Origin of the sequence: Nonomuraea sp. NPDC049028 (genome assembly GCF_043197735.1) — a bacterium.
Classification (GTDB): domain Bacteria; phylum Actinomycetota; class Actinomycetes; order Streptosporangiales; family Streptosporangiaceae; genus Nonomuraea.
The window spans coordinates 155,570-179,320 of record NZ_JBICTR010000014.1; the positions used below are offsets into that span (position 1 = coordinate 155,570).

The following is a 23,751-nucleotide window of genomic DNA, read 5'->3' on the forward strand; positions in this document are numbered from 1 at the left end:
TCCCCCTGAACGGATGATGTGGGATTAGTACATCAACCGCCTTAGTACCCATTTCCGGAAGAAAACCGACATGTGAAGTAACTGTCGGCGGACGACTGGTGACATATCGTTACCTTCGGGCGGGACGATCACCGAAGGGCCGCGACCACCACACGCCCTCGCCATGCGACAGGCCGGGCAGCGCCAGCTCGAACTCGCGCACCGCCAGGGCCGGGATGTCACCGCTGACCAGCCACACCGCCTCCCGCGGCACGGCATCGGCCACCACGGCGCCCAGCGCCGCCAGCCGTACGGTCGCCGCGCTCAGCGACTCCGGCGGCACCTCCAGTTCGAAGCGGTGGCACGGCTCGTACACCCGGGTGCCCGCCTGGCGCAGCGCCCGCCGCAGCACGTTCGTCGTCCGCCCCCGGAAGTCGGCCGCCGTGGTGACCGGGCTGTCGTAACCGGTCCTGGTCAGCGTGACCAGGAGGTCGGTGACCGGCCAGCCGTGCGGGCCCTCGGACAGGGTGTCGCGTACGGTGTCCTCGATGGCCCGGTGGAAGGCCAGCGGCAGCGACCCCAGATCCACGCCCAGCCGGTATCCGACACCGGACCCGATCGCGGCGGGCTCCACCCGCAGGCCGACGGTGGCGACGAAGTCGTTGCGGCCGTGGCGGGCGATCTCCTCGACGACCTCCGCCCGGCGCGCGGGCCGTTCGAGATAGACGGGCCGGGTCGGCTCGAACACCGCCTCCACCCCGAACTCCCCGGCCAGCGTCTCGGCGATGACCTCCTTCTGCACCTCCCCATAGAGCAGGACCGACGTCTGGCCGCCGGGCAGGGCGCGGGTGCCGATCAGCGGATCCTGCTCGGCCAGGGCGGCGAGCGCGGCATGCAGCCGGCCCTCCTGCCCGGGAACCCGCGGCCTGACCACCGTCTCCAGACTGGGCGCAGGGAAGTGCCCACCCTTGGACGCGTCCTCTGGTGAGATGCCCAGGCGCCTGTCCGGCGCGGTGTCGAGGTGGTCGTCTGGTGGGGTGCCGACGCGGCTGCCTGATGGGGTGCTGAGCTGGTCGCTTGGTGGGAGGCCGAGGTGGTCGCCGACCCGGACCTCGGGCACGCCCCACACCTTCGCGATGTCCCCGGCCACCGCCTGCGACTCCGCCGACCCGGCCACGCGTACCGCGGTCGGCCGCCCACCGTACTCCTCCACCGTCCCGTCACGGCGCAGGCGATGGAAGGGCACCCGCTGCCGCGCCCGCAGCACGCCGGACCGCATCCGCAGATAGGCGACCTTCTCCCCGGCGGCGCCCCGCTCGATAGCGAACACGGTCGCTTTGAGCGCCTCACCCGACGCGGCCGTGCCTGACTTAGGCGAGCCCGCCACGGCTGTGCTCGCTCTGGGCGTGCCCGACCCGGCCGTGCCCGCTATGGCGGTGCCCGCTATGGCTGTGCTCGCTCCGGGCGTGTCCGGCATGGCCGTGGCGGGCAGCAGCCGGAACCCGTCGAGCAGATCGCCGACACCCCGCCCGGTCATCGCCGACCCGAACAGCACCGGATGCAGCACCCCGTCGGCGCACTGCCGGGCCATCGCCGCCCACACCCGCCGGCCACTCGGCGCCCGCCCCTCGACGAGCGACTCCAGGATGCCGTCGTCATGCTCGGCCAGCATCTCAGCCACCTCGCCGCCGACCGCCTCACCGCCAAGGAGGGAATCGCCGGAACCGTCCGCCTCGTCCGGGCCGATGATGCGGCGCGTGCGGGCATCCGGACCGCCGATCTCCTCGACGGTGTTCAAGGCGACGGTGTACGGCGAGAGCCATCGCCGGATGTCCTCCAGCAGCTCCCGCTCCCGGGCCCCGGCCCGGTCGATCTTGTTGACGAAGATCAGCGTAGGCACCCGCAGCCTGCGCAGCGTCTTCATCAGCAGCCGCGAGTGCGGCTGAACCCCTTCGACGGCCGACAGCACCAGCACGGCGCCGTCGAGCACGCCGAGCGCGCGTTCGACCTCGGCCACGAAGTCGGCGTGGCCGGGTGTGTCGATGAGGTTGACCCGTAGGTCGCCCACGGTGAAGGAGGCGACGGCGGTGCGGATGGTGATGCCGCGGCGCCGCTCGATGGCCCCGCTGTCGGTCTGTGTGCTGCCGTCGTCGACGCTGCCCAGCCGGTCGATCGTGCCGGTCTGGAACAGCAGCCGCTCGGTCAGGCTGGTCTTACCCGCGTCTACATGCGCGAGGATGCCGATGTTGAGGATGTACATGCGTGGTCGAAGCCTCGAGAACTCTCGTGCCAATGGGGCGCTGGGAGACTCGAAGGCACCGCATTACCTGCTCCTGCTGGTCGGCGTCAGAAACGGCCTCATGATGTCATCTGCGTCGGCCGCGCTGCCAATGATTATTCGCGGCTCACCCGCTCGCCGGCCCGGAGAGGCCGGAGAGGCCGAGCAGTCACAGGCCGGAGAGCCCAGAGCTGATCGCGCCCCACGGGCCGGAGAGGTCGAGGTGCCGCGCTGTCACAGGCCGGGGAGGCTGAGTTGCCGCGCCTGTGGTGCGGGCTCGGGGTGGGCCGGTGGAGCGGGCTCAGCACGAGGCGGGAGGCGGCGGGCTGAAGCCGCGGTCGCCCGGCCGACACCGTGGCGTCGGGCCAGCTCCTTGACCTGGTCGGTGATGCGCTGCTGGTAGGCCTGCGGCGCGTAGGCGCCCCTTCCGTACAGCTCCAGGTAGCGCGGCACGAGCCGGGGATGCTCACGCGACAGCCACTCCAGCCACCACTCGCGCGCCCCGGGCCGCAGGTGCAGGACGATGGGCGCGAGGTGGGTGGCGCCCGCCTGGGCGATCTCCTTGACCGTGCGTTCGAGCTGGTCGGGGGAGTCGGTGAGGTACGGCAGGATCGGCGCCATCAGCACACTGCAGGAGATGCCGTGGTCGTTGAGCGTGGCGCAGACCTCCAGTCGTCGGCGCGGAGCGGGGGTGCCGGGCTCGACGGAGCGCCACACATCGGGGTCGACGAAGCCGACCGACACGCTGGCGCTCACCTGGGTGACCTCGGCGGCCTCGGTCAGCAGGTCGAGGTCGCGCAGGATGAGCGTGCCCTTGGTGAGGATCGAGAACGGGTTGGCGGCGTCGCGCAGGGCGGCCAGGATGCCCCTCATCAGCTGGTAACGGCCCTCGGCCCTCTGGTAACAGTCGACGTTCGTGCCCATGGCGATGGGGCCGCCGTGCCAGCGCGGCGCCGCCAGCTCCTTGCGGGCCAGTTCGGCGGCGTTGACCTTGACCACGATCTTCGAGTCGAAATCGGCGCCGGCGTCGAGGTCGAGATATTGGTGGGTCTTGCGGGCAAAGCAGTAGACGCAGCGGTGGCCGCAGCCCCGATAGGGATTGATGGTGTGCTCGAACGGGACCCGGCTGGCCGCCGGCACCCGGTTGATGATCGAGCGGGCCTGGATCTCGTAGAAGGTCATCCCCTTGAACTCGGGAGTGTCGAACGTGCGGGTGACCGCGCCGCGGGCGAACAGCGGCACGGCCGGATCGTCCCGGCCGGAGTCGGCCAGGCGCAGGTTGTCCCAGCGCATCCCATGATTAGAACAAAGGTTCGACGAAGATCGCAAATGAAAAGAGGTGGCAATTACCTGCTTGGGCGGGGGCTAATGATCTTCATGGTTGGGCAGAAACCCGGCACAGAGCTTGCGTTCCGGAGGTGCACCCATGGCCTGGTCGCAGGACGAGGAGCGGATGCTGGCGCAGATCGAGCAGCACCTCGTCGACGACGATCCGCGACTTGTGGCGAGGTTGGAGTCGTTCAACGAGCGGGCTCGTCGCAGCGAGGAGAAGGTCGACGGGCAGTCCGGCCGCCGGCGCAGGCCGCGCCGCTCGACGGTCATCATCCTGATCAGCTGGCTGTTGATCGCCACTCTGGTCGCGACGCTACTGATCATGGTCCTGCGCCACGAGGCCGCCACGGCACTGGCGCTGGCCGCCTCGCTCTAACGCATCTCCCGAAATATCCGGCGTTTTGTGACGCCCGTGCGCCAGACGCCGTACGTCAGACGCCGTACGTCAGACGCGAGACGCCGTGCGCAGTGCGGTAGACGCCTGACGCAGTGTGTCGGATGCCAGACACCGTGTGCCGTGCCCGCAGGCCGTGATCTCGCCCGCTGGAGACACAAGTCCTATTGCTCCCGGAATACTCGCATGCGTATAGTCGCCCACGAATATTCGTCTACGAGGATGGTGTGGGTGGCGCAACGACGCCGGGTGGCCAATCTGCTGGCCCTCGCCGTGCTCACGGTGGTCGCGGAACGGCCGATGCATCCGTACGAGATGGCATCCGTCCTGCGGGCCCGTGGTAAAGACCGCGAGACGCCCATCAAGTGGGGCTCCTTCTACACAGTGGTACGCAATCTGGAGAAGCACGGTTTGATCAGGGCCACCCAGAGCGCCCGGCAAGGGGGCCGGCCCGAGCGGACCGTCTACCGCATCACCGCCGACGGCCGCGAGGAGGCCGAGGACTGGACGCGCGAGCTTCTGGGGACTCCTGAACGGGAGCCGACGGGGTTCGAGGCCGGGCTGTCGGTGATGGGCGGGCTCGACCCCGAAGAGGTCACCGCGCTGCTCCGGCGGCGGCTCGCCCTGCTTCGTGACCGGATCGCCGTCCAGCGCGAGACTCTGGAGGTCGAGCGCGGCGAGATCCCGCGGCTGTTCCTCATCGAGTCCGAATACGCCCTGGCCATGAGCATGGCCGAGGAGGCGTGGACCGGAGCGCTGCTGGCGGAGCTGACGATCGGCACGTTCCCCGGCATCGACCAGTGGCGGGTCTACCACCAGAACACCCGCCCCGCACCGGTCACGACTGGCCCCGCGACAAGGGGTCACGCGGACGAGATCGGCACGGCGGAAAGAGCCCGCCTGGACAGAGGCGGCCTGGCGGGCTGATCAGGTCACAGGTGGCGCAGGAAGGTGGCCGCCACCGGGGCCGCGACCTTGCCCCCGGTGCCGCCGCCCTCCACCACCACGGCGAAGGCCACGTCACCCTTGAACCCCATGAACCAGGCATGAGTCTTGAGCTTGTCGCCGGTGCCGTACTCCGCCGTGCCCGTCTTGCCGAGCGTGCCAGAGGGCAGCCCGGACGCCTTGGCGGTGCCCTTGGAGACGACGGCGGCCATCATGGCGTGCAGGTTGGTTTTGACGCCCTCGGGCAGCGGCTGTTCGGCCGCCTTCTGCTTCAGGTCGGGCACCAGCGTGGGCGGCCGCCAGGTGCCGTCGGCGATGGCCGCCGCGACCGAGGCCATCGACAGCGGACTGGCCGTGATCCTGGCCTGCCCGAACGATTCGGCGGCCAGTTCGGCGTCCGACTCCGCCTTGGGGAAGCTCGCCTTGGTGGCCGACACCCCGATGTTCAGCGGCTGGTTGAATCCGACGTCCTCAGCCGTCTTGAGCAGCTTGTCGGCGCTCAGGCGCGTCTCGGCGAGCGGCGCGAACGTGGTGTTGCACGAGTGCGCGAAGGAGTCGAGGAACGACAGCGACCCGAACTCCTCCTTCTCCGAGTTGCGGATCTTCAACCCGCCCACCGTCGCGTACATCGGGCAGGTCACCTTGTCCTCGGGCGACATCCCGGCCGCCAGCAGCCCGATCGCGGTGACGGCCTTGAACGTCGAGCCCGGCGGGTATCGGCCGTCGAGCGCCCGGTTGAAGCCGCCCTGGTTGTTGACCACGGCCAGGATCTCGCCGGTGCTCGGCTTGATCGCGACCATCGAGGTGGGCTTCTTGACGTCCTTGACGGCGGCGACCGCCGCGGCCTGCGCGCGCGGGTCGAGCGTCGTCTTCACATCCTCGCCCTCGCTGCCCTCGATCGTCTGCAGCGTCTTGTCGCCGACCTTGATCTCGGTCGCCGGGGTGCCGGCCAGCTGCTTCTGGAACGTCGCCTGCAGCCCGTCCCGGCCGATGGCCTGGCCGACCTGGTAGGAGGAGCCGAGCTTGGCCACGTCCTTCTTGGTCGCCTTCTCGAGGTAGCCGACGAGCTGTTGCACCGACCCGCCGGCCGAGCCGTCGTCGATGCGGCCGCCGTCGGCGTCGGTGATCTTCGCCCGGTCGGGCCAGCGCGTCTTGAGCGCGAACGTGGCGCCGGCGGTCAGCGACGGGTGCAGGGTCTTGGGCGTCCAGTCGACCTTCCAGGCGCGATCGGCCACCTTCAGGTCGATCTGTCCCTCGTAGGTCCAGTCGCCGATGTTCTTCAGCTTCAAGGTCGTGGTGTACGGCACGTGGGCCCTGTCGTCGCCGGACTTGGTGACGGTGCCGAGCTTGACCGAGGTCGACTCGACCGCGAGGCCGGTGCGCATCTGGTCGTACGCCGTCAGTTGCTGCGGCGCGGCCAGCGTGGCGCTCATGGCCGCCTTGTCACCCGACTGCCAGGCGGCGGCGAAGAGCCGCGCCGTCTCGGCGGGTGTGCCTCTCGTATGAAGCACGTAGTACGCGCCACCGGCAGCGGCCCCCGCCGCCAGCACGGTGACGCAGGACACGATCGCGATGGTGCGGCCACGCGCCACTGGTCAGCCCCCATGGTCATCGACAGGTTGCAGAGCTTAGCGACAAATTAGGACATATTGCTGGCAGCTTTGAAGCTCGACGCATAGGTCGGCACGTACTCCTGGCCGGACAGCTCCCGGATCGCGGCCATGATCTCGTCGGTCACCCGGCGGCGGTCGCGGGCCTTGCTGTGGTCGCCCTCGAACCGCATCGGCGCGCCGATCGTGATGCCGATCCTGGCCGGGCGCGGCACCTTGGCGCCGACCGGCAGCACGCGTTCGGTGCCGCTGAGGGCCACCGGCAGCACGGGCGCGCCCGTCTTGAGCGCCAGCCAGGCCACGCCGATCTTGCCGCGGTAGAGGCGGCCGTCGGGGGAGCGGGTGCCCTCGGGGTGGATGCCGAACAACTCGCCGCGGTCCAGCAGGTCGGCGGCGGCGTCCAGCATCTCCTGCGCGGCGTGCGCGCTGTCGCGGTCGGTGGGCAGGCTGCCGCCCAGGCGCATGAACCAGCCGGAGACCGGGTTGCCGGAGAAGTATTCCTTCTTGGCGGCGAACGTCACGTGCCGCGGCAGGAGCGCGGGCAGCAGGTAGGAGTCGAGCACCGACAAGTGGTTGGCGGCGAGAATCGCCGGTCCCGTCCTCGGCACGTGCGCCGCGCCGGAGATGTGCGGGCGGCACATCGCATGGGCGATCGGCGTAGCGGCGAACTTGACCACTTCATATAGCAACGGGCTCTCCTGGATGATCGGCGGTCCGGCCACCCACCCTAGAGCAGGCGCCCCGGCCGGAACCGGGGCGCCTGAAAAGCCTAAGGCCGATGTGGCGGTCGCCTCCTCGGCGAGATGCACAACACGGCTCCAGCCGAACGGTATTCCGTGAAGGCGGTAATTTGCGGCCCGGGGGACACAGACCACATCGGCCATTCGATGCTAACGGACATCCGGCGGCACGTATTCCACCGGCCTAAAAGAAACGGTCAGGTTCTGGTCCAGTGTGGCTGGGCGACGTCGAAGACCCGCAGCTCACGGCCACGCAGAGCGACCTCCGCGAACTGCCACAAAATCGCCCCCGTCGGCGCGTGGACGACGATCGAGGGCCCCAGCGGCATCTGCAGCAGCCCGCCGCGCCAGCGCGGCACCCCCGGCGCCAGGAACCGCTCCAGCGGCACCGCGTGCACCGAGGCCACCTCGTGCGCGTCGGCGACCGGCCGCTGCTCCCCGCCGAAGGCCACCACCGGCGTGATGACGAACCCCGAGTCGGTGACGAAGTCGTCGAGCAGCCCCGCCACCTCGACACCGGTGACGGCCGTCTCCTCGGCCAGCTCCCGCAGCGCCGCCTCGACCGGCTGCTCGCCGTCGTCGAGCCGCCCGCCCGGCAGCGCCCACTGCCCGGGATTGCGTCCGCGCGGCGCCCGCCTGATGAGGATCGTGTACGGCAGGCCGGCCGGATCCTTGAGCACGCACACCGTCACGGCGGCCCGGCGCACCCCCTCGGCCGGCGGCACCTCCCGGCGGTCGAAGGCGGTCAGGCGGGTGGCGACCAGCTCACGCAACTCATCGATCGGAGGAAGCACCAGCACAGGATCTCACGCCCGCTATATCCACCTATGTCATTCGAGACAGCGCTTGCCGGGCGTCCAGAAGGTGTCATTCGAGACGGCGCTTGCCGGGCGTCCGGAAGGTGTCAGTCGAGTCCGCGCTTGCCGGGCGTCCAGAAGGGCTTCGTCCGGACGTCCCCGCGCTGCCAGCCCCGTTCGCGTACGAGATGCGCGCGGACGGCCTGGATCGTCCGGGCCTCCCCGGCGAGGTAGGCCACCCCGGGCTCGTCCGGCAGGTCGAGCTTCCTGACGGCCTCCACCAGCAGCTCGGAGTTCGCGGCGGACGCTCCGTCGCGGCAGACCCGGGTGAGCTCGCGCGGCAGGTCCAGATGGTCACCGGGCCCATCGGCCTCCACGGCCCCGAACACCGTCTCGCCCAGCGGCAGCGCGCGCAGCATCGCGCCGAACGCGACCGACGCCGTCTCCTCCCCGGCGAACAGATGGTAGGGCGCGGGGCGTACCACGAGGCTGCCTTCCGGCTTGGTGAAGGCGATCTCCTGGCCGGGGTGGGCGTTCCTGATCCAGGTCGTGCCCGGTCCGTCGCCGCCGTGGTCGAAGCCGATCAGCTCGATGGTCTGCCAGCTGGGGTCGTGGTGCCAGATCGAGTACGTACGCAGGGCGTCGGTGATCTCGCCCCGTAACCACGTACGGGCGGCGAAGATGTCGTTGACCGCCAGCCGGACGTGCTGGCCGGGGGTCCACTTCAGCTCGCTCAGGGCCTCGCCGCCGATCCTGACCTTCCGCATGCGCGGCGTCACCTGCTCGGTCTCCAACACCTCCCCGACGACGAACAGCCGGTCGCGCAGCGCGCGGGTGATGGTCGTCTTCATTTCCAACTCCTTGCTGAGTGCGGACGCGGGCTTAGTGCGTACGGGCTGCGCGTCTACGCGCTAAGCGCGTACGGGCCGCTGCGCGCGTACGGGCTAAGTGCGTGCGGGCTGTGTGTGTACGGGCTGTGTGCGTACGGGCTGAGCGAGAACGCGCGGGCGGGCTGTGTGCGGACCTGTGGCCGGGCTGAGCGCGGACCTGTGAAGCTGAGCGCGGATGGTCAGCGGCGGCGGGGGTCCAGCTGCTCGATCCGGCGGCGGGCCTCGATGAAGATCGTCTGGATCTCGTCGACCACCCGGGGATCGCCGTGCGCGTGGGCGAGCGTCTTGACCGCGGCCTTCACCAGGCGCAGGGCCGGGCCGATGATCTCGGCCGCCTCGGGCTCGCGGAACATCCCCCATTCGCCCCGGCTGGCCGCCCGCGCCCAGAGCCGGTCGATCTCCTCGGCCTGCTCACCGACCACGCTCTGGCCCGCCTCGGTGATGTGGTGCACCTTGCGGCCCTCGTCCGCCTCGACCCGGACGAGGCCCTCGTCCTCCAGCATCTGCAGCGTCGGGTAGATGGAGCCCGCGCTGGGCTCGTACGTCCCGTTGAACCGGTCGGCGAGGCGGTTCATCACCTGATAGCCGTGGCCGGGCTGCTCGGCGAGCAGGGCCAGGATCGCCAGGCGCAGCTCACCGGGCCCGAAGAAGCGCCCGGTCGGCCCGAGACCGCCTCCGCCGGGCGCGCGGCGTGCGTTCATCATGGCTCGGATGCTATATCGAACGATATAACGAAGTAAACCTCAGCTCCGCGTCAAGGCCAGCCCCTGTGCGTCGTGGCGGACGGGTGGGGGGCACGCTGCTGTGGTCGCAGTGGACCGCGTAAGCCTCAGCTCCGCGTCAAGGCCAGCCCCCGTGCGTCGTGGCGGGCGGTGAGGGTCACGCCGCTGTGGTCGCAGCGAACCGACTGCAGCAGGGGAGTGTTGGACAGGACGGTGACACCGGGGTCCGCCCAGCGCGCGGCCGTGGCCGCCGCGTCCGCGCCGGGCAGGACCAGGCACGCGTACGTGGCGTCGGCCGGCCGCGGGCCGTGGTCGAAGCCGACGGTGAACACCTCGGCGGCCAGCGTCGCGGTGGACCCGGTCGCGGTGATGTCCGCCCAACTGCCGCTCCGGCGCTCCACCCGCGCCGAAAGGGGCTCCCGGTCGGACAGCGGCAGGTAACCGATCTGCCCCTGATGCACGAAGGACCCGGTCGTCCCCGGCCCGGTGGCGAACGGGCCGGTCGTCAACGGGCCGGTTGCCAGGCGCTGGTCGATCGTCGTCACCACCCTGTACGCGGCCGACGGCGCGGTGATCCCGGCCCCCAGCGCGACGAAGACGTCGTCGAAGCAGAACCACGCCTTCCAGCCGTCCGTGATCCGGTCGGTCCCCGCAAGGCGCATCACGGCCACGCCGTGGCGGCCGTCCGTCCAGCCGCCGACGTCCGGTGACGCGCCGTGCCGGTCGTTGGGACGGGGGAGGAGCGCCGCCGGGTCGGGGGGTTGCTCGGCGGTCACACCGGGCAGGCGCGCCCAGTCCCACAGTGGGATGACCCCCCGGTAGCTGTCCTCCGGCCCGTCGCCGACCCGGATGGGGGCGACGCCGTCGCCGAGGTGGCGGCCACGCAGGTTCTCGCCGTTCATGCTCTCGGTGGGCGCGGTACGGGTGGACGACATGCGCACCGACACCGACCAGCCGGGCCGCCGGTGCACGAGGTAGTCGGAACGTGGGTAATAACGACACCCAACGGGCCCGGCAGCGGGTCGTGCGGCCTCGGTCCTGGCAGCGGGCTGTACGCCTTCGGTCCCGGTAGGGAGCCGTGACGCCTTGGACCCGGCACTGGACCCGGGAGCGGGTCCCGCAGTGGCCCCGGGAGTGGAGCTGGGAGCGGGCTCCGCAGTGGTCCCGGCAGTGCGTTCCGCGGTCGGCTGTTCGGCCTCGGCCAGGCGTTGTTCGAACGCCGCCAGTTCGGCCTGCCGGGGCGCGCCGGACGCGCGCAGGCGGCGGATCGCGGTTCGCAGGTCGGGGGTGGGTCGGTGGGCGTCCGCCCGGGTGATGTTGCGGCCCATGGTGGTGAAGTCGAAGGCGCCCCCGTGTATCGCCCACTGCAGGCCCTCCAGCAGGAAGTCGGTGAAGAAGCCCACCTCGGTGCCGCCGAACGCCCACGGTGTGCCGTACACCACATAGATCCACAAGCCCAGGTCGGCGGCCAGCGCGAAGCCGTAGCCGCCGGAGTAGAGCTGCGCGCCGTGCTGGTGGAAGCTGAAGTCGTCCTGGATGCCCTCGCCGTGGGTCGGCCGCAGGGTCGTCGCCATCCGCGCGACCGCCGAGGAGACCAGGTCGGCGTCGTCCACCAGCAGGCCGTGGCGCAGGACGACCGCCTGGGTCCAGACGAGGTTCTGGCCGGTCATCTCCCCATGGCCCGCGCAGCCCGCGAGCCAGGTGCCCCAGGCCGTGCGCTCGGCCGGGTCGAGCCGGTCGGCGAGTAGCAGGAGGGCGTCTCCGGCCAGTTGGGGAGCGGCGATCTCGTTGTACCACCAGTTGGCGCTGCGCGGCCCGCGGCGGCGCCAGGCGTCCAGGGCGGTGAGCGCGCTGGGATGGTGCTGCGGGGAGAGCGCCAGGGAGAGGGCCCTGGACAGGTGTTCCAGCGGTGCCCAGTTCCGGCCGTCGCCCCGGTCGGCGTAGTCGAGGTCCGGCCAAGTGCCATCAGTCCCGAGCCGGTTCACCAGAGGAGTGGGCCCGTCGGCGCCGGGACCGGCCGGTGGGTTGGCGACAAGGCTGGTCGGGAGGCCGGGGATGGGGCCGGTTAGAAGGGCCGGGTCGGCCAGGCCGGTGGCCGCGCCGACTGCGGTGGTGCCGGAGGCGGTGTCCAGCAGTTCGTGCCGCAGCCGGCCCCTGGCCGTTTCGAGGGCCGTGGCGACGGCCGTTTCGAGATCTGGCATGTCGCTCCTCAATCGTGGCGCAGCAGGGCGAAGGCGCGGTCGGTGCGGTGTACGGCCTCCGGCTCTACTTCCGCCAGCGCGCGCCCGTCGGCCAGGGACTGCCAGTTGTACCTGGCCAGTACCCGGTGCGCGGCCAGCACCTGCGCCGCCAGCAGCGAGGCGGTGAGGGCGTCGGGGATCTCCGGGGCCTCCGCGAGCGCGGCGGTCAGGGCGTCCTCATCCATCGACATGTGATGCAGCAGGCGGGCGGCCACGCTGGGCGTGCCGAACACCATGCGGCGAAAGGCGATCACCTCTGGCTGGTCGTTCAGCCCGGTGACCGGGTCGTGCCGGGCCAGGGCGTCGAGGAAGTGCCGGTGCAGCGCCGTCAGCGGATGCTCGCCGGCCGTGCGCTGCCGCACCACCCGCGCGAACTCGCCCTGGTGGTCGCTGATGCGGTGCAGGACGAGGTCCTCCTTGGCCGGGAAGTACTTGAACAGTGTCGGCTTCGACACCCGCGCGGCGGCGGCGATCTCGGTGACGGGGACCTCGTCGAAACCACGCGCCAGGAAGAGCGAGATGGCCGCCGTGGAGATGGCCTCGCGCACGTGTTCCCTCTGCAACTGCCGAAGTCCTGTCATGTGGTCACTCTACCAAAGTGTTAACCTGGTAAAAGTATTAACCGAGTTAACTGGAGGTGGAATGACCACGCTCGACGAGGAGAGGCGATACGTCGAACAGTGCGGAGCCGGGCTGCGCAGGATGCTCGACGCGGCACGGGACAACGTGATCGTCGGCGAGAGCGTGGCGGGCGACCGCTACAGCGCCGAACGGCTCGGCCGCCACCTCAAGAGCCTGGCCAAGGAGCTGAGCGAGGAGCCCGAGGGCCCGCCGTTCTTCGGACGGCTCGACTTCGGCGGCGATTCCGCCGAGCACCGGGGGCGCAGCTACCACATCGGCCGGCGGCACATCACCGGCGAGCACGGCGGCCCGCCGGTGGTCATCGACTGGCGGGCGCCCGTCTCGCGGGCGTTCTACCGGGCCAGCGCCCGCGACCCGCTGGGCGTCGAGGTACGCCGCCGATTCGGCTGGGCCGGCACCACGCTCACGTCGTTCGAGGACGAACGGCTCGCCCAAGGCCAGGAGACCGAGAGCCGGATCCTGGCCGCCGAGATCGAACGGCCGCGCGTCGGCCCGATGCGCGACATCGTCGCCACCATCCAGCCCGAGCAGGACGACCTGGTCCGTGCCGGGCTGGAGGAGTCGATCTGCGTGCAGGGCGCACCTGGCACCGGCAAGACGGCCGTTGGCCTGCACCGGGCGGCGTTCCTGCTGTACGCGCACCGGCAGCGGCTGGAGCGCTCGGGGGTGCTGGTGCTGGGTCCCAACCGGGCCTTCCTCGGATACATCTCGGCGGTGCTGCCCGCGCTGGGCGAGGTCGACGTCGAGCAGACCACGCTGGAGCGGCTGCTGGGCACGGTCGCGGTCACGGCCACGGACAGCCCGGCCGCCGCGCTGGTCAAGCACGACGCGCGGATGGCCGAGGTTTTGCGCAAGGCCCTGTACGGGCGCATCGGCAAACCGGTCGAACCCGTCTCCGTCGCCGACGGCTCCTACCGGTGGCGGGTCGGCGAGGACGAACTGCGCCGCATCGTCGACGACACGCGGCGCGAGGCCATGCCGTACGCGATCGGGCGTGAACGGGTGCGCGCCCGGATCACCGAGCTGATGCGGCGCCAGGCCGAGCTGCGCGGTCACACGGGCAACGCCGTCTGGACGCGCAAGATCGGCAAGGCGCTCACGCCGTTCCTGGACGAGATCTGGCCGGCCGTACGCCCCGAGGAGCTTCTGTGCGCGCTGCTGAGCGACCCGGAACCGGCCGCCCCGATCCTGACGGCCGACGAGCGGGCGGCCATCACCTGGGCCCGGCCGCCGCGCGGCTACAAGAGCGCCAAGTGGTCCGAGGCCGACCTGGTGCTGCTCGACGAGATCGCCGGGCTGCTGGAACGGCCGCGCGGCTACGGCCACGTCATCGTGGACGAGGCGCAGGACCTGTCGCCGATGCAGTGCAGGGCGGTGGCCAGGCGCAGCGAGCACGGCTCGATCACCGTGCTCGGCGACCTGGCGCAGGGCACTACGCCATGGGCGGCCGTCTCCTGGCCGCGGCACCTGGAACTGCTCGGCAAGCCGGAGGCCGGGATCGTCGCGCTGACGACCGGGTTCCGGGTGCCCGCGGTGGTGGTCGGCCCGGCCAACCGGCTGCTGGCGGCGCTCGAGGTGGACGTGCCCGCCACCACGTCGTACCGCACCGACGGCAGGCTGCTCGTCACCGAGGTGATCGAGCTGGAGAAGGGGGTCGTCGCGGCCGCCCGTGAGGCGCTGACCTTCGAGGGGTCGATCGGCGTCATCGCGGCCGACGCCGACGCCGGCCCGCTCACCGACGCCCTCTGGAACGGCGGCCTCGACATCGGCGAGCGGCTGAGCGTGGTGCCCGCCTCGATGGCCAAGGGCCTGGAGTACGACCACGTGGTGCTGGCCGAGCCCGCCGCCATCGTCGAGGCCGAGGCGCGCGGCCTCAACCGCCTGTACGTCGCGCTCACCCGCGCGGTCTCCCGGCTGGATGTGGTGCACTCCCGGCCGCTACCTCTCGATGTCTTTACAGCCCCCGAAATCACCTGAATTACCAGATGTCGTAGCCTGATCCGCTCGACAGGACGACCGACACGGTGTGTGATGGCCTCACGTCAGGAACGGGCCGCCGACTTGGTTGTGTTCTCGAGAGGAGCCCAGATCGTGACCTCCCCCCAGGATCAGCCCCCGGGCGACGATCCGTCCCGCCGTGAGGCCCAGTGGGCGCAGCAGCCGCCCCCCGGGCCGCCGCCTCCGCCCCCCTACGAGCAGGCGCCGTACGCGCAGTCCGGCCAGAAGTCGGCCGGGCAGTTGCTGTCGATCATCGCGTTCGTCTGCGCGGCGATATCCCTGCTGTTCATCCCTATTCTGTTCGGCCTGGCCGGGATCGGGCTGGGCATCGCGGGCCACACGCGCGGCGAGACGCTGGGCAAGTGGGCCGCGGTCACCTCGGGTGTGGCGATGATCCTCGGCATGGTCATCGGCTACATCGTGGTGTCCAACATGAACACCTGATCCCGCCGTCCCCTGCCTGCCGCCCGGCCAGGACGGTGGGCAGGGACAGCACCTGGAAGGTTCAGCGGAGCGGTCGCGCGGCCGGCAGGCGGAGCCGGTCGACGGCCTCGCGGCGGGTCTTCTCCGGGCGGCGGTCGTAGCGGGCCGTGGTCGCCGGTGACGAGTGGCCGACCAGCGCCTGGGCGGTGGCCAGGTCGACGCCCGCGTCCAGCAACTCGCCGATGAAGGTGCGACGGAAGTCGTGCGCCGTACGCCGGGCCGCCCCCGCCTCGCCCAGCCGCCTGGCCAGGATGTCGGCGATGCCCTGCCCGGTCAGCCCGACGGGGCGGCCCTCGCGCATCCGTACGCGGCCCATCCTGCTGATCGGGCTGAACAACGCGCCCGCCTCGTCGCCCCGCACCGCCAGCCACCGCTCGACCAGCCCGATCGCGTCGGTCGTCAGGTAGACCATCCGCTCCTTGTCGCGCTTGCCGCGGACCCGGAGCGAGCGGGCGCCAGGGTCGTAGTCGGACAGCGACAGGCCGCCGATCTCGGCGCGACGGCAGCCGGTGGAGTAGAGCACCGCGATCAGTGCCGCATCACGGATCCCGGCGGGTGAGTCGTCGCAGGCCGACAGGGCCGCCCCCACGACCTCCGGTGGCACGTGGTGACCGGTGGGCAGGCGGCTCTGGCGTACCGGAGCCAGGTCGGAGGCGCGCGCGTAGTCCTCCGCGCTGCTCTGCCCGAGCCGCCACGCCTCCTTCAGCACCCGGCGCAGCGCCACCAGGTGCTTGTTGACGTAGGCCGCCGACCAGCCTTGATCGGTCAGCAGGGTGCGAATGCGTACCGTGTGCTCGTAACGCAGCAGATGCCATGGCTGGCCCGCGCCGCTGGCCGCCTCGTCGCCGGTGAGCAGGCGGGCCAGCCGGTCGAGGCAGCCGCGCATCGTGCGGCGCGACTCGGGGCTGGTCAGCGAGTCGAGATAGACGTGATAGGGGTCGCGGGCCGGCTCGACGAGCGTGGTCGGCGGGCCCGGTACGGCGGGCAGGCTCACCCGGCGATCTTAGCCCCGGGATCACTCTTCGAGGCGGGTCACGGCCTTCAGCAGGCGGTCGACGTCAGAATGGTCGTTGTAGTGCACCAGGCCGACCCGCACCGCGCTGCCGGAGTCGCGGATGCCCAGCGCGCCGGTCAGCTCCCAGGCGTAGTTGTGACCGTTCCACACGTTCACGCGGCGCGCGGCCAGCGCCTCCGCGACCTCGCGAGGGGTGCGCCCGGCGACGGTGAAGTAGGCGGTCGAGGTACGCCTGGCGGGCTTGCCGTACAACGTGACGTGCGGCATCGCCTCCAGGCCCGCGATCAGCACGGCGAACAGCTCCTGCTCGTACACCTCGGCCGCGGACAGCGAGGTGAGCAGCCGCTCCCTGCGCGTCCCCGTGCCGGGGACCATGGTGGCCAGGTGGTTCACCGCGGCAGTCACGCCGGCCAGATCGGCGAAGGGGGACGTGCCCCACTCGAAGCGATCCGGCACGGTGTCGGGGGAGGAGGCCAGCTTGTCCGGTCTGATCGTCTCCAGCAGCGCCGGATCGGCGATGACCGCGCCGATGTGCGGGCCCGACCACTTGTAGGCGCTGGTGGCGTAGAAGTCGGCGCCCAGCTCCGCGATGTCTACGGGGCCGTGCGCGGTGGCGTGCACGCCGTCCACGTAGGTCAGCGCCCCCGCCGCGTGTGCCAGCGTGGTGATCGCGGTAACGTCCGGGCGGGTGCCCAGCACGTTGCTCGCGGCGGTCACCGCCACCAGCTTGGTACGCTCGCCGATCAGGTTCGTGTACTGCTCCACCGGCAGCTCCCCGGTCGCCGGGTCCACCTCGGCCCAGCGGATCGTCGCCCCGGCGCGCGTGGCGAGCTGTATCCAGGGCCGTACGTTGGCGTCGTGGTCGAGCCGCGAGACCACCACCTCGTCGCCGGGGCCCCAGCCCAGGGCCAGCGCGCCGGCCAGGCGATAGGTCAGCGTCGTCATGTTCGGCCCGAGGATCACCCCGTCCGGCAGGCCGCCGACCAGGTCGGCCACGGCCGCGCGGCAGGCCGCCACGATCTCGTCGGCGCGGTGGCTGGCCTCGAAGGCGCCGCCCGCGTTGCCGATACCCGTACGGTAGGCGCTCACGATGGCGTCGATCACCGACTGCGGGACCTGAGTGCCCGCCGCGCCGTCGAGATAGGCGTGGCCGTCGTCCAGCGCGGGATAGGTCGCGCGTACCGATTGAACAGGGAATTTAGCGACCGGAAATTTAGTGGCAAAGGGCATGATGTGTTCATGCTCACCCTGAGAGAGCTCAACCGGGCCACCTTGGCGCGGCAGCATCTTTTGCGCCGCCACCAGGGCGGCGTGGCCGCCGTCGTGCACCGCCTGGCCGGGCTGCAGGCGCAGGAGCCGCGCCCGCCGTACCTGGGACTGTGGACCCGGGTCGACGGGTTCGCCCGCGCCGACCTGCACGCGGCGCTGCGCGCGCGGACGCTCGTGCGCGCCACCATGATGCGCGCCACCCTGCACCTGGTGACCGCGGCGGACTTCGCCGAGTTCCGGCCCCTGTTACAGCCGCTGCTCGCCGCCGCGGCGCGCCGCTTCCCGGAGGTCGACTTCGCCGCCGTCGCGGTAGCGGCGGAGCGGCTGCTGGCCGAGGGGCCGCACACGTTCAACGAACTGCGGCCGAGGCTGGAGAGGGAGTTCCCGGGCGCCTACGACCGGGCGCTCGGCTACGCGGTGCGCATGATGGTCCCGTTGATCATGGTGCCGACCGAGGACCGGTGGAGCTTCCCGCGCGAGGCCGCCTTCGCCCTGCCGGGCATCGAGCTCGCCGCGGAGCCGGACATCGGGACGCTCGTCGAGCGGTACCTGGCCGCGTTCGGCCCGGCCACCGCCGCCGACATGCAGACGTGGTCGGGGCTGAGCGGGCTCAAGGCCGTGCTGAACGGCATGCGCGACCGGCTGGAGGTGCTGGTGGACGAGCGCGGCCGGGAGCTGTTCGACCTGCCCGAGGCGCCCAGGCCGGAGGAGGACGTGCCGGCGCCGGTCAGGTTCCTGCCCGACTTCGACAATCTGATGCTCGGCCACGCCGACCGTACCCGCGTGCTGGCCGAGGAGCACCGCGGCGAGGTCGTCACCAAGAACCTGCGCGTCCGCGCCACCTACCTGGTCGACGGCTTCGTGGCCGGGACCTGGCAGATCAGGCGCACGGGTAAGAAGGCCAAGCTGCTCCTCACGCCCTTCACCCCGGTGCCGACCGAGGCGCTGGAGGAGGAGGCGATGGCCCTGCTGGCCTTCGCCGAGCCGGACGCGGAGGCCCGCTCACTTGAAGTAATGAGCTGATTCTGATTTGTTCGGGGCGGAGGTATGAGCCATGCCGCAGCTGACCGCCCTGGATGCCCAGTTTCTCCATTTCGAGACGGCGACGAACATCGCCAACATCGCCGGCCTGGCCATCCTGGACGGCGATCTCAACCGCGCCGACCTCCAGGCCCTGCTGGAACGGCGCCTGCCGTACGTGCCCGCGTTGCGGCGCAAGCTCGCGTTCGTGCCCCTCGGGCTGGACCACCCCTACTGGGTGCAGGAGGACGACCTCGACCTCGACTATCACGTACGGGAGATCGGGCTGCCGCCGCCCGGCGACGACCGGCAGCTGGCCGACCAGGTGTCCCGGCTGCACGCCCGCCGCCTGGACCGCCGCCGGCCGCTGTGGGAGATCTACCTGATCCACGGCCTGTCCGGCGGCCGCATGGGGCTCTACACCAAGATCCATCACGCGGCCGTGGACGGCATCGGCGGCGCCGACGTACTGGCCGCCCTCCTCGACGTGGGCCCCATACCCGCGCCGGCGCCCGCGGTCGCGCCCGAGCGCGACTCGGAGCCGCCGGGAGCGGCCGAGATGGTCCTGCGCGGGCTCGCCAGGCTGGCCGGCAATCCGGCGCAGGCGGTGCGCTTCGCCGCCCGGGCGATGCCGCACCTGGACGAGATCCCCGTCGTGTCGTCGCTGCCGGGCAGCCGGATGGTGTCGGGGCTGGCCCGCCGGGTCGCCGGCTCCGGGCAGGCCCCGGAACTGCCGTCGCTGCCCGCGCCCAAGACGCCGTTCAGCGGGCCGGTCTCCGAGCATCGGCGCTTCGCGTTCGTCTCCTTGCCGCTGGAGGAGATCAAGCAGGTGCGCAAGGCGTTCGGGGTGACGGTGAACGACGTGGTGATGGCCGTGTGCGCGGGCGCGCTGCGCCGGTGGCTGGCCGCGCACGGCGGCGTCCCGCGTCAGCCGCTGATCGCCGGGGTGCCGTTCTCGCTGCGGGAGGCGGGGACGGGTGGCAACCAGGTGACGTTCATGACGGCGCCGCTGGCCGTCCACCTCGAGGATCCCGTGGCGCGGCTGCAGCAGGTGCGGCTCGCCATGCAGCGGATCAAGGACAGGTTCTCGCTGGCGCCCGCGCGGTGGCTGCGCGAGCTGAGCGAGTCGATGCCCGCCGCCCTCATGGGGCTGGCGTCCAGATCGGCGTTCGGCCTGGTCGGGCAGACCGCGCCGCCCATCAACGTGGCCATCTCGAACGTACCGGGCCCGCAGTTCCCCCTGTACGTGTGCGGCGCCCGGCTGCTCACCCACTACCCGGTCTCGGTGATCACCGACGTGAGCGGCGGGGTGAACATCACCGCCTTCTCCTACGACGGCTCCCTGGACATCGGCGTGGTCACCGACCGGGAGATGGTGCCCGACGCGTGGGAGCTCGCCGACGATCTGCGCGGGGCGCTGGACGAACTGCTCAACGCGGAACGGAACCTGCCGCAATAGCGCACGCTGCCCCGTTTTCTACCGGCGGCTTTTACCGGTCGCCGGGCGGGCGCCGAGCATGGCCGGGCAGCGGGTAGCGTGGAAGACGATGGTGGGACTGAGGCCGGACACGCGTCTCGTCGCCTTAACGAGTATGGCGGCGAGTTCACTCTCGCCCTGCCCCGCGCGGCCACGGCGAACCTCTTACGACGGACAGGTGCCGAATCACCCGCGCGCGGGAAGTAACCGATGATGGCCATCTTCGCCCCCCGGGCCGCGGTCGTCCAGCCGGACCCGCGCATCAGGAGCAGCCGGACAGCGTGGTCGGCGACGACCCGTTGCGTCTCCCGCTCCCTCGCCCCCGAGGGACTTCTTGGTCCGAGATCGATATTCGCCAGTCGAACGACCCGAGCGAGGAGAGTGTCTTGTCCCAAGCAGCAGAGGTTCTCGAGCTAGACGAAAACATCGCCGACGGCGCCCCCGTCGCCGGCGCTGACTCGGTCAAGGCGTACCTGAAGGAGATCGGGCGGGTGCCGCTGCTCACCGCCGAGCAGGAGATCGACCTCGCCAAGCGGATCGAGGCGGGACTGTTCGCCGCCGAGCGCCTCAGCACGGAGGCCGATCTGCCCGGTCAGCTCCGCGCCGACCTCGAATGGATCGCCTGCGACGGCCTGCGGGCCAAGGAACGCATGCTGGAGGCCAACCTGCGCTTGGTGGTGTCGATCGCCAAGCGCTACACCGGCCGCGGCATGCTCTTCCTCGACCTGATCCAGGAGGGCAACCTCGGGCTGATCCGTACGATCGAAAAGTTCGACTACCGGCTCGGGTTCAAGTTCTCCACCTATGCCACGTGGTGGATCAAGCAGGCCATCACCCGGGCGATGGCCGACCAGGCGCGGACGATCCGCATCCCGGTCCACATGGTCGAGATGATCAACAAGGTGGCGCGGGCGCAGCGGCGGCTGTCCGGCGAGCTCGGCCGCGAGCCCACGCCCGAGGAGATCGCCGTCGAGACCGAGCTGCCCATCGACCGGGTCGCCGAGGTGCAGGGCTACGGCCGCGAGCCGATCTCCCTGCACACGCCGCTGGGCGAGGAGGGCGACAGCGAGTTCGGCGACCTCATCGAGGACACCGAGGCCGTCTCCCCGGCCGACGCGGTCTCGTTCACCCTGCTCCAGCAGCAACTGCGGGCCCTGCTCGACGAGCTGTCCGAGCGCGAGGCGGGCGTCATCTCCATGCGGTACGGCCTGAACGACGGCAAGCCGATGACCCTCGACGAGATCGGCAGGATCTACGGCGTGACCCGCGAGCGGATCCGGCAGATCGAGGCCAAGACCATGTCCAAGCTCCGCCACCCGTCGAGGGCTCTGGCGCTGCGCGAATACCTCAGCTAGGACGGGTGGCCCGTACCCCGGCCAGGACGGGCGGCTCAGCTGGGACGGGCGGTCAGCCACGTCCGGTCGGGGGTCAGGAAGCGGTCCACGACCAGCCCGGACTCGGCCAGAGCCGTGGTGAGCTGGTCGTCGCTGAGCGGCCGCTCGACGATCGACTGGGTCCAGAGTCGGCCGTCGGTCTCGTACCTCAGGGTGAGATTCACCAGATCCCGCCCTGACGGGGCGAACTCGGTGATCGTGGTGGTGAACCCGGACCGCCCGAAGGTCGTCCCCACTGACCAGGTGGCGCGTACGTCCAGCGGAATCCACTGGATCACCACCACGCCGTCGTCACGCACGTGGCGGCGGCAGCAGTCGAGGAAGCGCCGCCTGGTCGAGACCAGCGGCACATGAATGAGCAGCGAGGCCAGCAGCACGGCGTCGAAGCGCCGCTCAAGCGCGAGGTCCTCGATCCGCGCGTGTACCCGCTCGGCGCCCTCGACCCTGGCCAGCATCTCGGCCGACTCGTCGACGGCCACCACGTCGTAGCCGAGGGCGGTGAGGGCATGCGTGACCCGGCCCGTGCCCGCGCCCAGTTCGAGGATCGACCCGCCCGCGGGGACGCCCCGCTGAATGATCTCCGGTTCGCCCGCGGCGTCGATCGCGGCGTAGAACTCCACCGGTGAGCCGTCGGAGGTGAACACCCCCGGTCCAGTACCCGTGTTCATAACCGCACTGTAGATCGGAAAGGCGGCCCACCGGGGTAATTCCCATTTCCGCTTCATCCTGTTGAATTCCTGTGAACTCCGTGACGCCGGATGCAATTGACGAACAACATCGGTTGGTTCATGCTGGGCGGTGTTGGCGGCCAACGGCCCCGGGATTCCGCGGCCGACCTGCTATTCCGTGACTAAGCTGCCACGTCCTGTGCCGTTCTCTTTACCATGCGCTTTGTCCGGAGGTGTAATGGAAATCGAGAGCACCATAAAGAAGATTCTGGCGACCGAATTGTTCGTCGAGACGCCGGCCGAGGAAATCAGCGACCACGAGAGCCTGCGCGACATCTACGGGCTCGATTCTCTGGGATTCACCGAACTCCGCGTGCAATGTGAGGACATCTTCGATGTCCGCGTCTCCGACGAGGACTTCGTACCCGAGAACTTCCGTACCATCGCCGCCCTCGCCGCGCTCATCCGGCGTCTGCAGGGCGGCGGGACGTGAACCACGCGGGCCTGACCGCCGCGTCGCCGTCCCACAGCCTGCACCTGGATCACTACGGTGGCAGCCGGCTTCCGTTCGTCTCGGTCGGCGGCCGGGGCGTGCGGCTGCGGCTGGCCGAGCGCGGCGGCGCCGGGGAGCCGTTCGAGGTCATCGACGCCTCCGGCGGGTACGCCAGCGCCTGCCTCGGGGCCGGGCACCCGGCCGTGCTGCGCGCGTTGACGCGCGCGGCGACGGATCTCGGGTACGCGACGGACGAGATCGAGGTCGCCGAACGCACCCGCCTCCTCGCCGCGACGCTCGGCCCCGGCGGGCTGTGGCGCGACCACTTCCCACCGGGCGAATACCACGCGGCCGGCCGCAACTCCGGCTCCGAGGGCATGGAATTGGCCGTGCGGCTGGTCCTGGAGTCGAGATACGACCATCGACGGACGCGGCCCGACCCGGAGCGGGGCGGCCGCGATCTCGTGCTCGCCTTCCAGGGCGCGTGGCACGGATGGACGGGCGCGCTCACGCCGCTGCTCAACCGGCGCCACTTCCGCGCCGGGCTCCCGGGGATGGCCGCCGACGGCCAGTACGGGCTGACGGTGGAGCACCTTCCGTTCGGTGTCCCGGAGCCGTTACGCGAGTTCTTCGACCGCCACGGAGAGCGCCTGCTGGCCGTGGTCGTCGAGCCGGTCCAGGGTGACGCGGGCCTGCTGGTCCCCCCGCCCGGCTACCTGCGGACCCTGGCCGCGCTCGCCGCCGAGCATGGGGCGTTGCTGGTGGCCGACGAGGTCCTCACGTTCGCCAAGACCGGCCGGTTCTTCGCCATGGCGGACGAGGACGGCCCGATTCCCACCGATATCACCGTCATCGGCAAGAGCCTCGGCATGGGCGTGCTGTCCACCTCGATGGTGATCGCCAGGCGGTCGCTGTCCGTACGGCCGTCCGGTGCCGTGGCCACCTCCGACCTGCGTCCGCTGACCTGCGCGGTGATCCACGACGGCCTGCGGCTGATCGAGGAGGAGAAGCTGCTCGAACGCTCGGCCGAGCTCGGCGCGCGGCTGACCGCGCTCCTCGGCCGGGAGGTGCTCGACCGCTTCCCCGAGACCTACCGCGGGCTGCGGGGTACGGGGCTGCTGCAAGGGCTGGAGCTCACGGAGGACGCGGCGGACCGGCTGCGCGAGCTGCGGTCGCACATCATCAGGGCGGGCTGCTACATCGAGTTCATGGCCGGGGCGGGGCGCCGCTCCCACGGCCTGCCGTACGTCTTCCCCACCATGCGCGTGGCGCCACCCCTGGTCACCAGCCCAGCCGAGGTGGAGGAGCTGGTCGCCGCGATTCGGCGGGGAACGGCGACGTTCCTCGGTACGGCGGCTCGGTGAG

At 70.9% G+C, this 23,751-nt stretch carries 20 protein-coding genes and 1 pseudogene; 9 read left to right on the plus strand and 12 right to left on the minus strand.

Annotated elements, in window-relative coordinates; all coding sequences use genetic code 11:
- Positions 1-109 precede the first annotated feature (109 nt).
- Positions 110-2,239 carry a GTP-binding protein gene (locus ACGFJ2_RS46240; RefSeq protein WP_393479482.1) on the minus strand — a complete coding sequence of 710 codons (2,130 nt, stop codon included), beginning with the start codon at positions 2,237-2,239 and terminating at the stop codon, positions 110-112.
- 252 nt (positions 2,240-2,491) lie between these two features.
- Positions 2,492-3,550, minus strand: a complete 1,059-nt coding sequence (locus ACGFJ2_RS46245; protein ID WP_393479484.1) for an Rv2578c family radical SAM protein — start codon at positions 3,548-3,550, stop codon at positions 2,492-2,494.
- 133 nt (positions 3,551-3,683) lie between these two features.
- On the opposite strand from ACGFJ2_RS46245, the gene ACGFJ2_RS46250 reads away from it, so the two are divergent.
- Positions 3,684-3,965 (plus strand): DUF3040 domain-containing protein, encoded by a 282-nt coding sequence (locus ACGFJ2_RS46250; RefSeq protein WP_357951866.1) that lies wholly within the window; start codon positions 3,684-3,686, stop codon positions 3,963-3,965.
- Between the two features lie 249 nt (positions 3,966-4,214).
- Positions 4,215-4,910 (plus strand): PadR family transcriptional regulator, encoded by a 696-nt coding sequence (locus tag ACGFJ2_RS46255; protein ID WP_393479487.1) that lies wholly within the window; start codon positions 4,215-4,217, stop codon positions 4,908-4,910.
- 5 nt (positions 4,911-4,915) lie between these two features.
- Here the strand turns inward: ACGFJ2_RS46255 and ACGFJ2_RS46260 are convergent, their stop codons facing one another.
- From ACGFJ2_RS46260 to ACGFJ2_RS46290, 7 genes are all read right to left on the minus strand, one after another.
- Positions 4,916-6,493 carry a penicillin-binding transpeptidase domain-containing protein gene (locus ACGFJ2_RS46260; protein WP_393479489.1) on the minus strand — a complete coding sequence of 526 codons (1,578 nt, stop codon included), beginning with the start codon at positions 6,491-6,493 and terminating at the stop codon, positions 4,916-4,918.
- 74 nt (positions 6,494-6,567) lie between these two features.
- On the minus strand, positions 6,568-7,227 hold the full coding sequence (locus tag ACGFJ2_RS46265; protein WP_357951870.1) for a lysophospholipid acyltransferase family protein: 660 nt from the start codon (positions 7,225-7,227) through the stop codon (positions 6,568-6,570).
- A gap of 248 nt (positions 7,228-7,475) precedes the next feature.
- The gene (locus ACGFJ2_RS46270; RefSeq protein WP_393479493.1) at positions 7,476-8,072 is read right to left on the minus strand and encodes an NUDIX hydrolase; all 597 of its coding nucleotides are present in this window, start codon (positions 8,070-8,072) and stop codon (positions 7,476-7,478) included.
- Positions 8,073-8,182: 110 nt separating this feature from the next.
- A complete protein-coding gene (locus tag ACGFJ2_RS46275; protein ID WP_393479495.1) occupies positions 8,183-8,926 on the minus strand; it encodes a siderophore-interacting protein in 744 nt (247 codons plus the stop codon).
- Between the two features lie 218 nt (positions 8,927-9,144).
- Complete coding sequence (locus ACGFJ2_RS46280; RefSeq protein ID WP_393479498.1) at positions 9,145-9,669, minus strand: PadR family transcriptional regulator; 525 nt, start codon at positions 9,667-9,669, stop codon at positions 9,145-9,147.
- Between the two features lie 125 nt (positions 9,670-9,794).
- Entirely contained in the window at positions 9,795-11,888 is a 2,094-nt protein-coding gene (locus tag ACGFJ2_RS46285) for a polysaccharide lyase family 8 super-sandwich domain-containing protein (protein WP_393479500.1), read from the minus strand.
- An 8-nt stretch (positions 11,889-11,896) separates the two neighbouring features.
- On the minus strand, positions 11,897-12,508 hold the full coding sequence (locus tag ACGFJ2_RS46290) for a TetR/AcrR family transcriptional regulator (protein WP_393479503.1): 612 nt from the start codon (positions 12,506-12,508) through the stop codon (positions 11,897-11,899).
- 61 nt (positions 12,509-12,569) lie between these two features.
- Between ACGFJ2_RS46290 and ACGFJ2_RS46295 the strand changes: the two genes are divergently transcribed.
- Both ACGFJ2_RS46295 and ACGFJ2_RS46300 read left to right on the plus strand, forming a co-directional pair.
- Positions 12,570-14,546 (plus strand): HelD family protein, encoded by a 1,977-nt coding sequence (locus ACGFJ2_RS46295; RefSeq protein WP_393479505.1) that lies wholly within the window; start codon positions 12,570-12,572, stop codon positions 14,544-14,546.
- A 114-nt stretch (positions 14,547-14,660) separates the two neighbouring features.
- The gene (locus ACGFJ2_RS46300) at positions 14,661-15,011 is read left to right on the plus strand and encodes a hypothetical protein (RefSeq protein ID WP_357951881.1); all 351 of its coding nucleotides are present in this window, start codon (positions 14,661-14,663) and stop codon (positions 15,009-15,011) included.
- Positions 15,012-15,072: 61 nt separating this feature from the next.
- Here the strand turns inward: ACGFJ2_RS46300 and ACGFJ2_RS46305 are convergent, their stop codons facing one another.
- Positions 15,073-16,044, minus strand: coding sequence for a tyrosine-type recombinase/integrase (locus tag ACGFJ2_RS46305; RefSeq protein ID WP_393479508.1), 972 nt, complete (start codon positions 16,042-16,044; stop codon positions 15,073-15,075).
- Between the two features lie 21 nt (positions 16,045-16,065).
- The gene (locus ACGFJ2_RS46310) at positions 16,066-17,295 is read right to left on the minus strand and encodes a cysteine desulfurase-like protein (RefSeq protein WP_393479511.1); all 1,230 of its coding nucleotides are present in this window, start codon (positions 17,293-17,295) and stop codon (positions 16,066-16,068) included.
- Positions 17,296-17,304: 9 nt separating this feature from the next.
- Here ACGFJ2_RS46310 and ACGFJ2_RS46315 point away from each other — a divergent pair, with 9 nt between their 5' ends.
- The 3 genes and pseudogenes from ACGFJ2_RS46315 to ACGFJ2_RS46325 all read left to right on the plus strand — a co-directional run.
- A complete protein-coding gene (locus ACGFJ2_RS46315) occupies positions 17,305-18,357 on the plus strand; it encodes a winged helix DNA-binding domain-containing protein (RefSeq protein WP_393479514.1) in 1,053 nt (350 codons plus the stop codon).
- Between the two features lie 31 nt (positions 18,358-18,388).
- Positions 18,389-19,813, plus strand: coding sequence for a wax ester/triacylglycerol synthase family O-acyltransferase (locus tag ACGFJ2_RS46320; RefSeq protein WP_357951888.1), 1,425 nt, complete (start codon positions 18,389-18,391; stop codon positions 19,811-19,813).
- A gap of 464 nt (positions 19,814-20,277) precedes the next feature.
- A pseudogene (locus tag ACGFJ2_RS46325) lies at positions 20,278-21,186 on the plus strand (RNA polymerase sigma factor); the annotation flags it as partial.
- A gap of 35 nt (positions 21,187-21,221) precedes the next feature.
- Here ACGFJ2_RS46325 and ACGFJ2_RS46330 read toward each other — a convergent pair.
- Positions 21,222-21,893, minus strand: coding sequence for a class I SAM-dependent methyltransferase (locus tag ACGFJ2_RS46330; RefSeq protein WP_393479517.1), 672 nt, complete (start codon positions 21,891-21,893; stop codon positions 21,222-21,224).
- A 238-nt stretch (positions 21,894-22,131) separates the two neighbouring features.
- Between ACGFJ2_RS46330 and ACGFJ2_RS46335 the strand changes: the two genes are divergently transcribed.
- Positions 22,132-22,386 carry an acyl carrier protein gene (locus ACGFJ2_RS46335; RefSeq protein WP_357951892.1) on the plus strand — a complete coding sequence of 85 codons (255 nt, stop codon included), beginning with the start codon at positions 22,132-22,134 and terminating at the stop codon, positions 22,384-22,386.
- A complete protein-coding gene (locus tag ACGFJ2_RS46340; RefSeq protein WP_393479521.1) occupies positions 22,383-23,750 on the plus strand; it encodes an aminotransferase class III-fold pyridoxal phosphate-dependent enzyme in 1,368 nt (455 codons plus the stop codon). The genes ACGFJ2_RS46335 and ACGFJ2_RS46340 overlap by 4 nt, the downstream gene beginning before the upstream one ends.
- The last annotated feature ends 1 nt before the right edge of the window (position 23,751 follow it).

Bases quoted from the DNA above. Each gene is read 5' to 3' on its own strand.
- ACGFJ2_RS46315 (WP_393479514.1), top strand. From the start codon at position 17,305: ATGCTCACCCTGAGAGAGCTCAACCGGGCCACCTTGGCGCGGCAGCAT.
- ACGFJ2_RS46335 (WP_357951892.1), top strand. From the start codon at position 22,132: ATGGAAATCGAGAGCACCATAAAGAAGATTCTGGCGACCGAATTGTTC.
- ACGFJ2_RS46310 (WP_393479511.1), bottom strand. From the start codon at position 17,295: ATGCCCTTTGCCACTAAATTTCCGGTCGCTAAATTCCCTGTTCAATCG.
- ACGFJ2_RS46250 (WP_357951866.1), top strand. From the start codon at position 3,684: ATGGCCTGGTCGCAGGACGAGGAGCGGATGCTGGCGCAGATCGAGCAG.
- ACGFJ2_RS46295 (WP_393479505.1), top strand. From the start codon at position 12,570: ATGACCACGCTCGACGAGGAGAGGCGATACGTCGAACAGTGCGGAGCC.
- ACGFJ2_RS46275 (WP_393479495.1), bottom strand. From the start codon at position 8,926: ATGAAGACGACCATCACCCGCGCGCTGCGCGACCGGCTGTTCGTCGTC.
- ACGFJ2_RS46245 (WP_393479484.1), bottom strand. From the start codon at position 3,550: ATGCGCTGGGACAACCTGCGCCTGGCCGACTCCGGCCGGGACGATCCG.
- ACGFJ2_RS46320 (WP_357951888.1), top strand. From the start codon at position 18,389: ATGCCGCAGCTGACCGCCCTGGATGCCCAGTTTCTCCATTTCGAGACG.
- ACGFJ2_RS46240 (WP_393479482.1), bottom strand. From the start codon at position 2,239: ATGTACATCCTCAACATCGGCATCCTCGCGCATGTAGACGCGGGTAAG.
- ACGFJ2_RS46285 (WP_393479500.1), bottom strand. From the start codon at position 11,888: ATGCCAGATCTCGAAACGGCCGTCGCCACGGCCCTCGAAACGGCCAGG.
- ACGFJ2_RS46290 (WP_393479503.1), bottom strand. From the start codon at position 12,508: ATGACAGGACTTCGGCAGTTGCAGAGGGAACACGTGCGCGAGGCCATC.
- ACGFJ2_RS46280 (WP_393479498.1), bottom strand. From the start codon at position 9,669: ATGATGAACGCACGCCGCGCGCCCGGCGGAGGCGGTCTCGGGCCGACC.
- ACGFJ2_RS46330 (WP_393479517.1), bottom strand. From the start codon at position 21,893: ATGAACACGGGTACTGGACCGGGGGTGTTCACCTCCGACGGCTCACCG.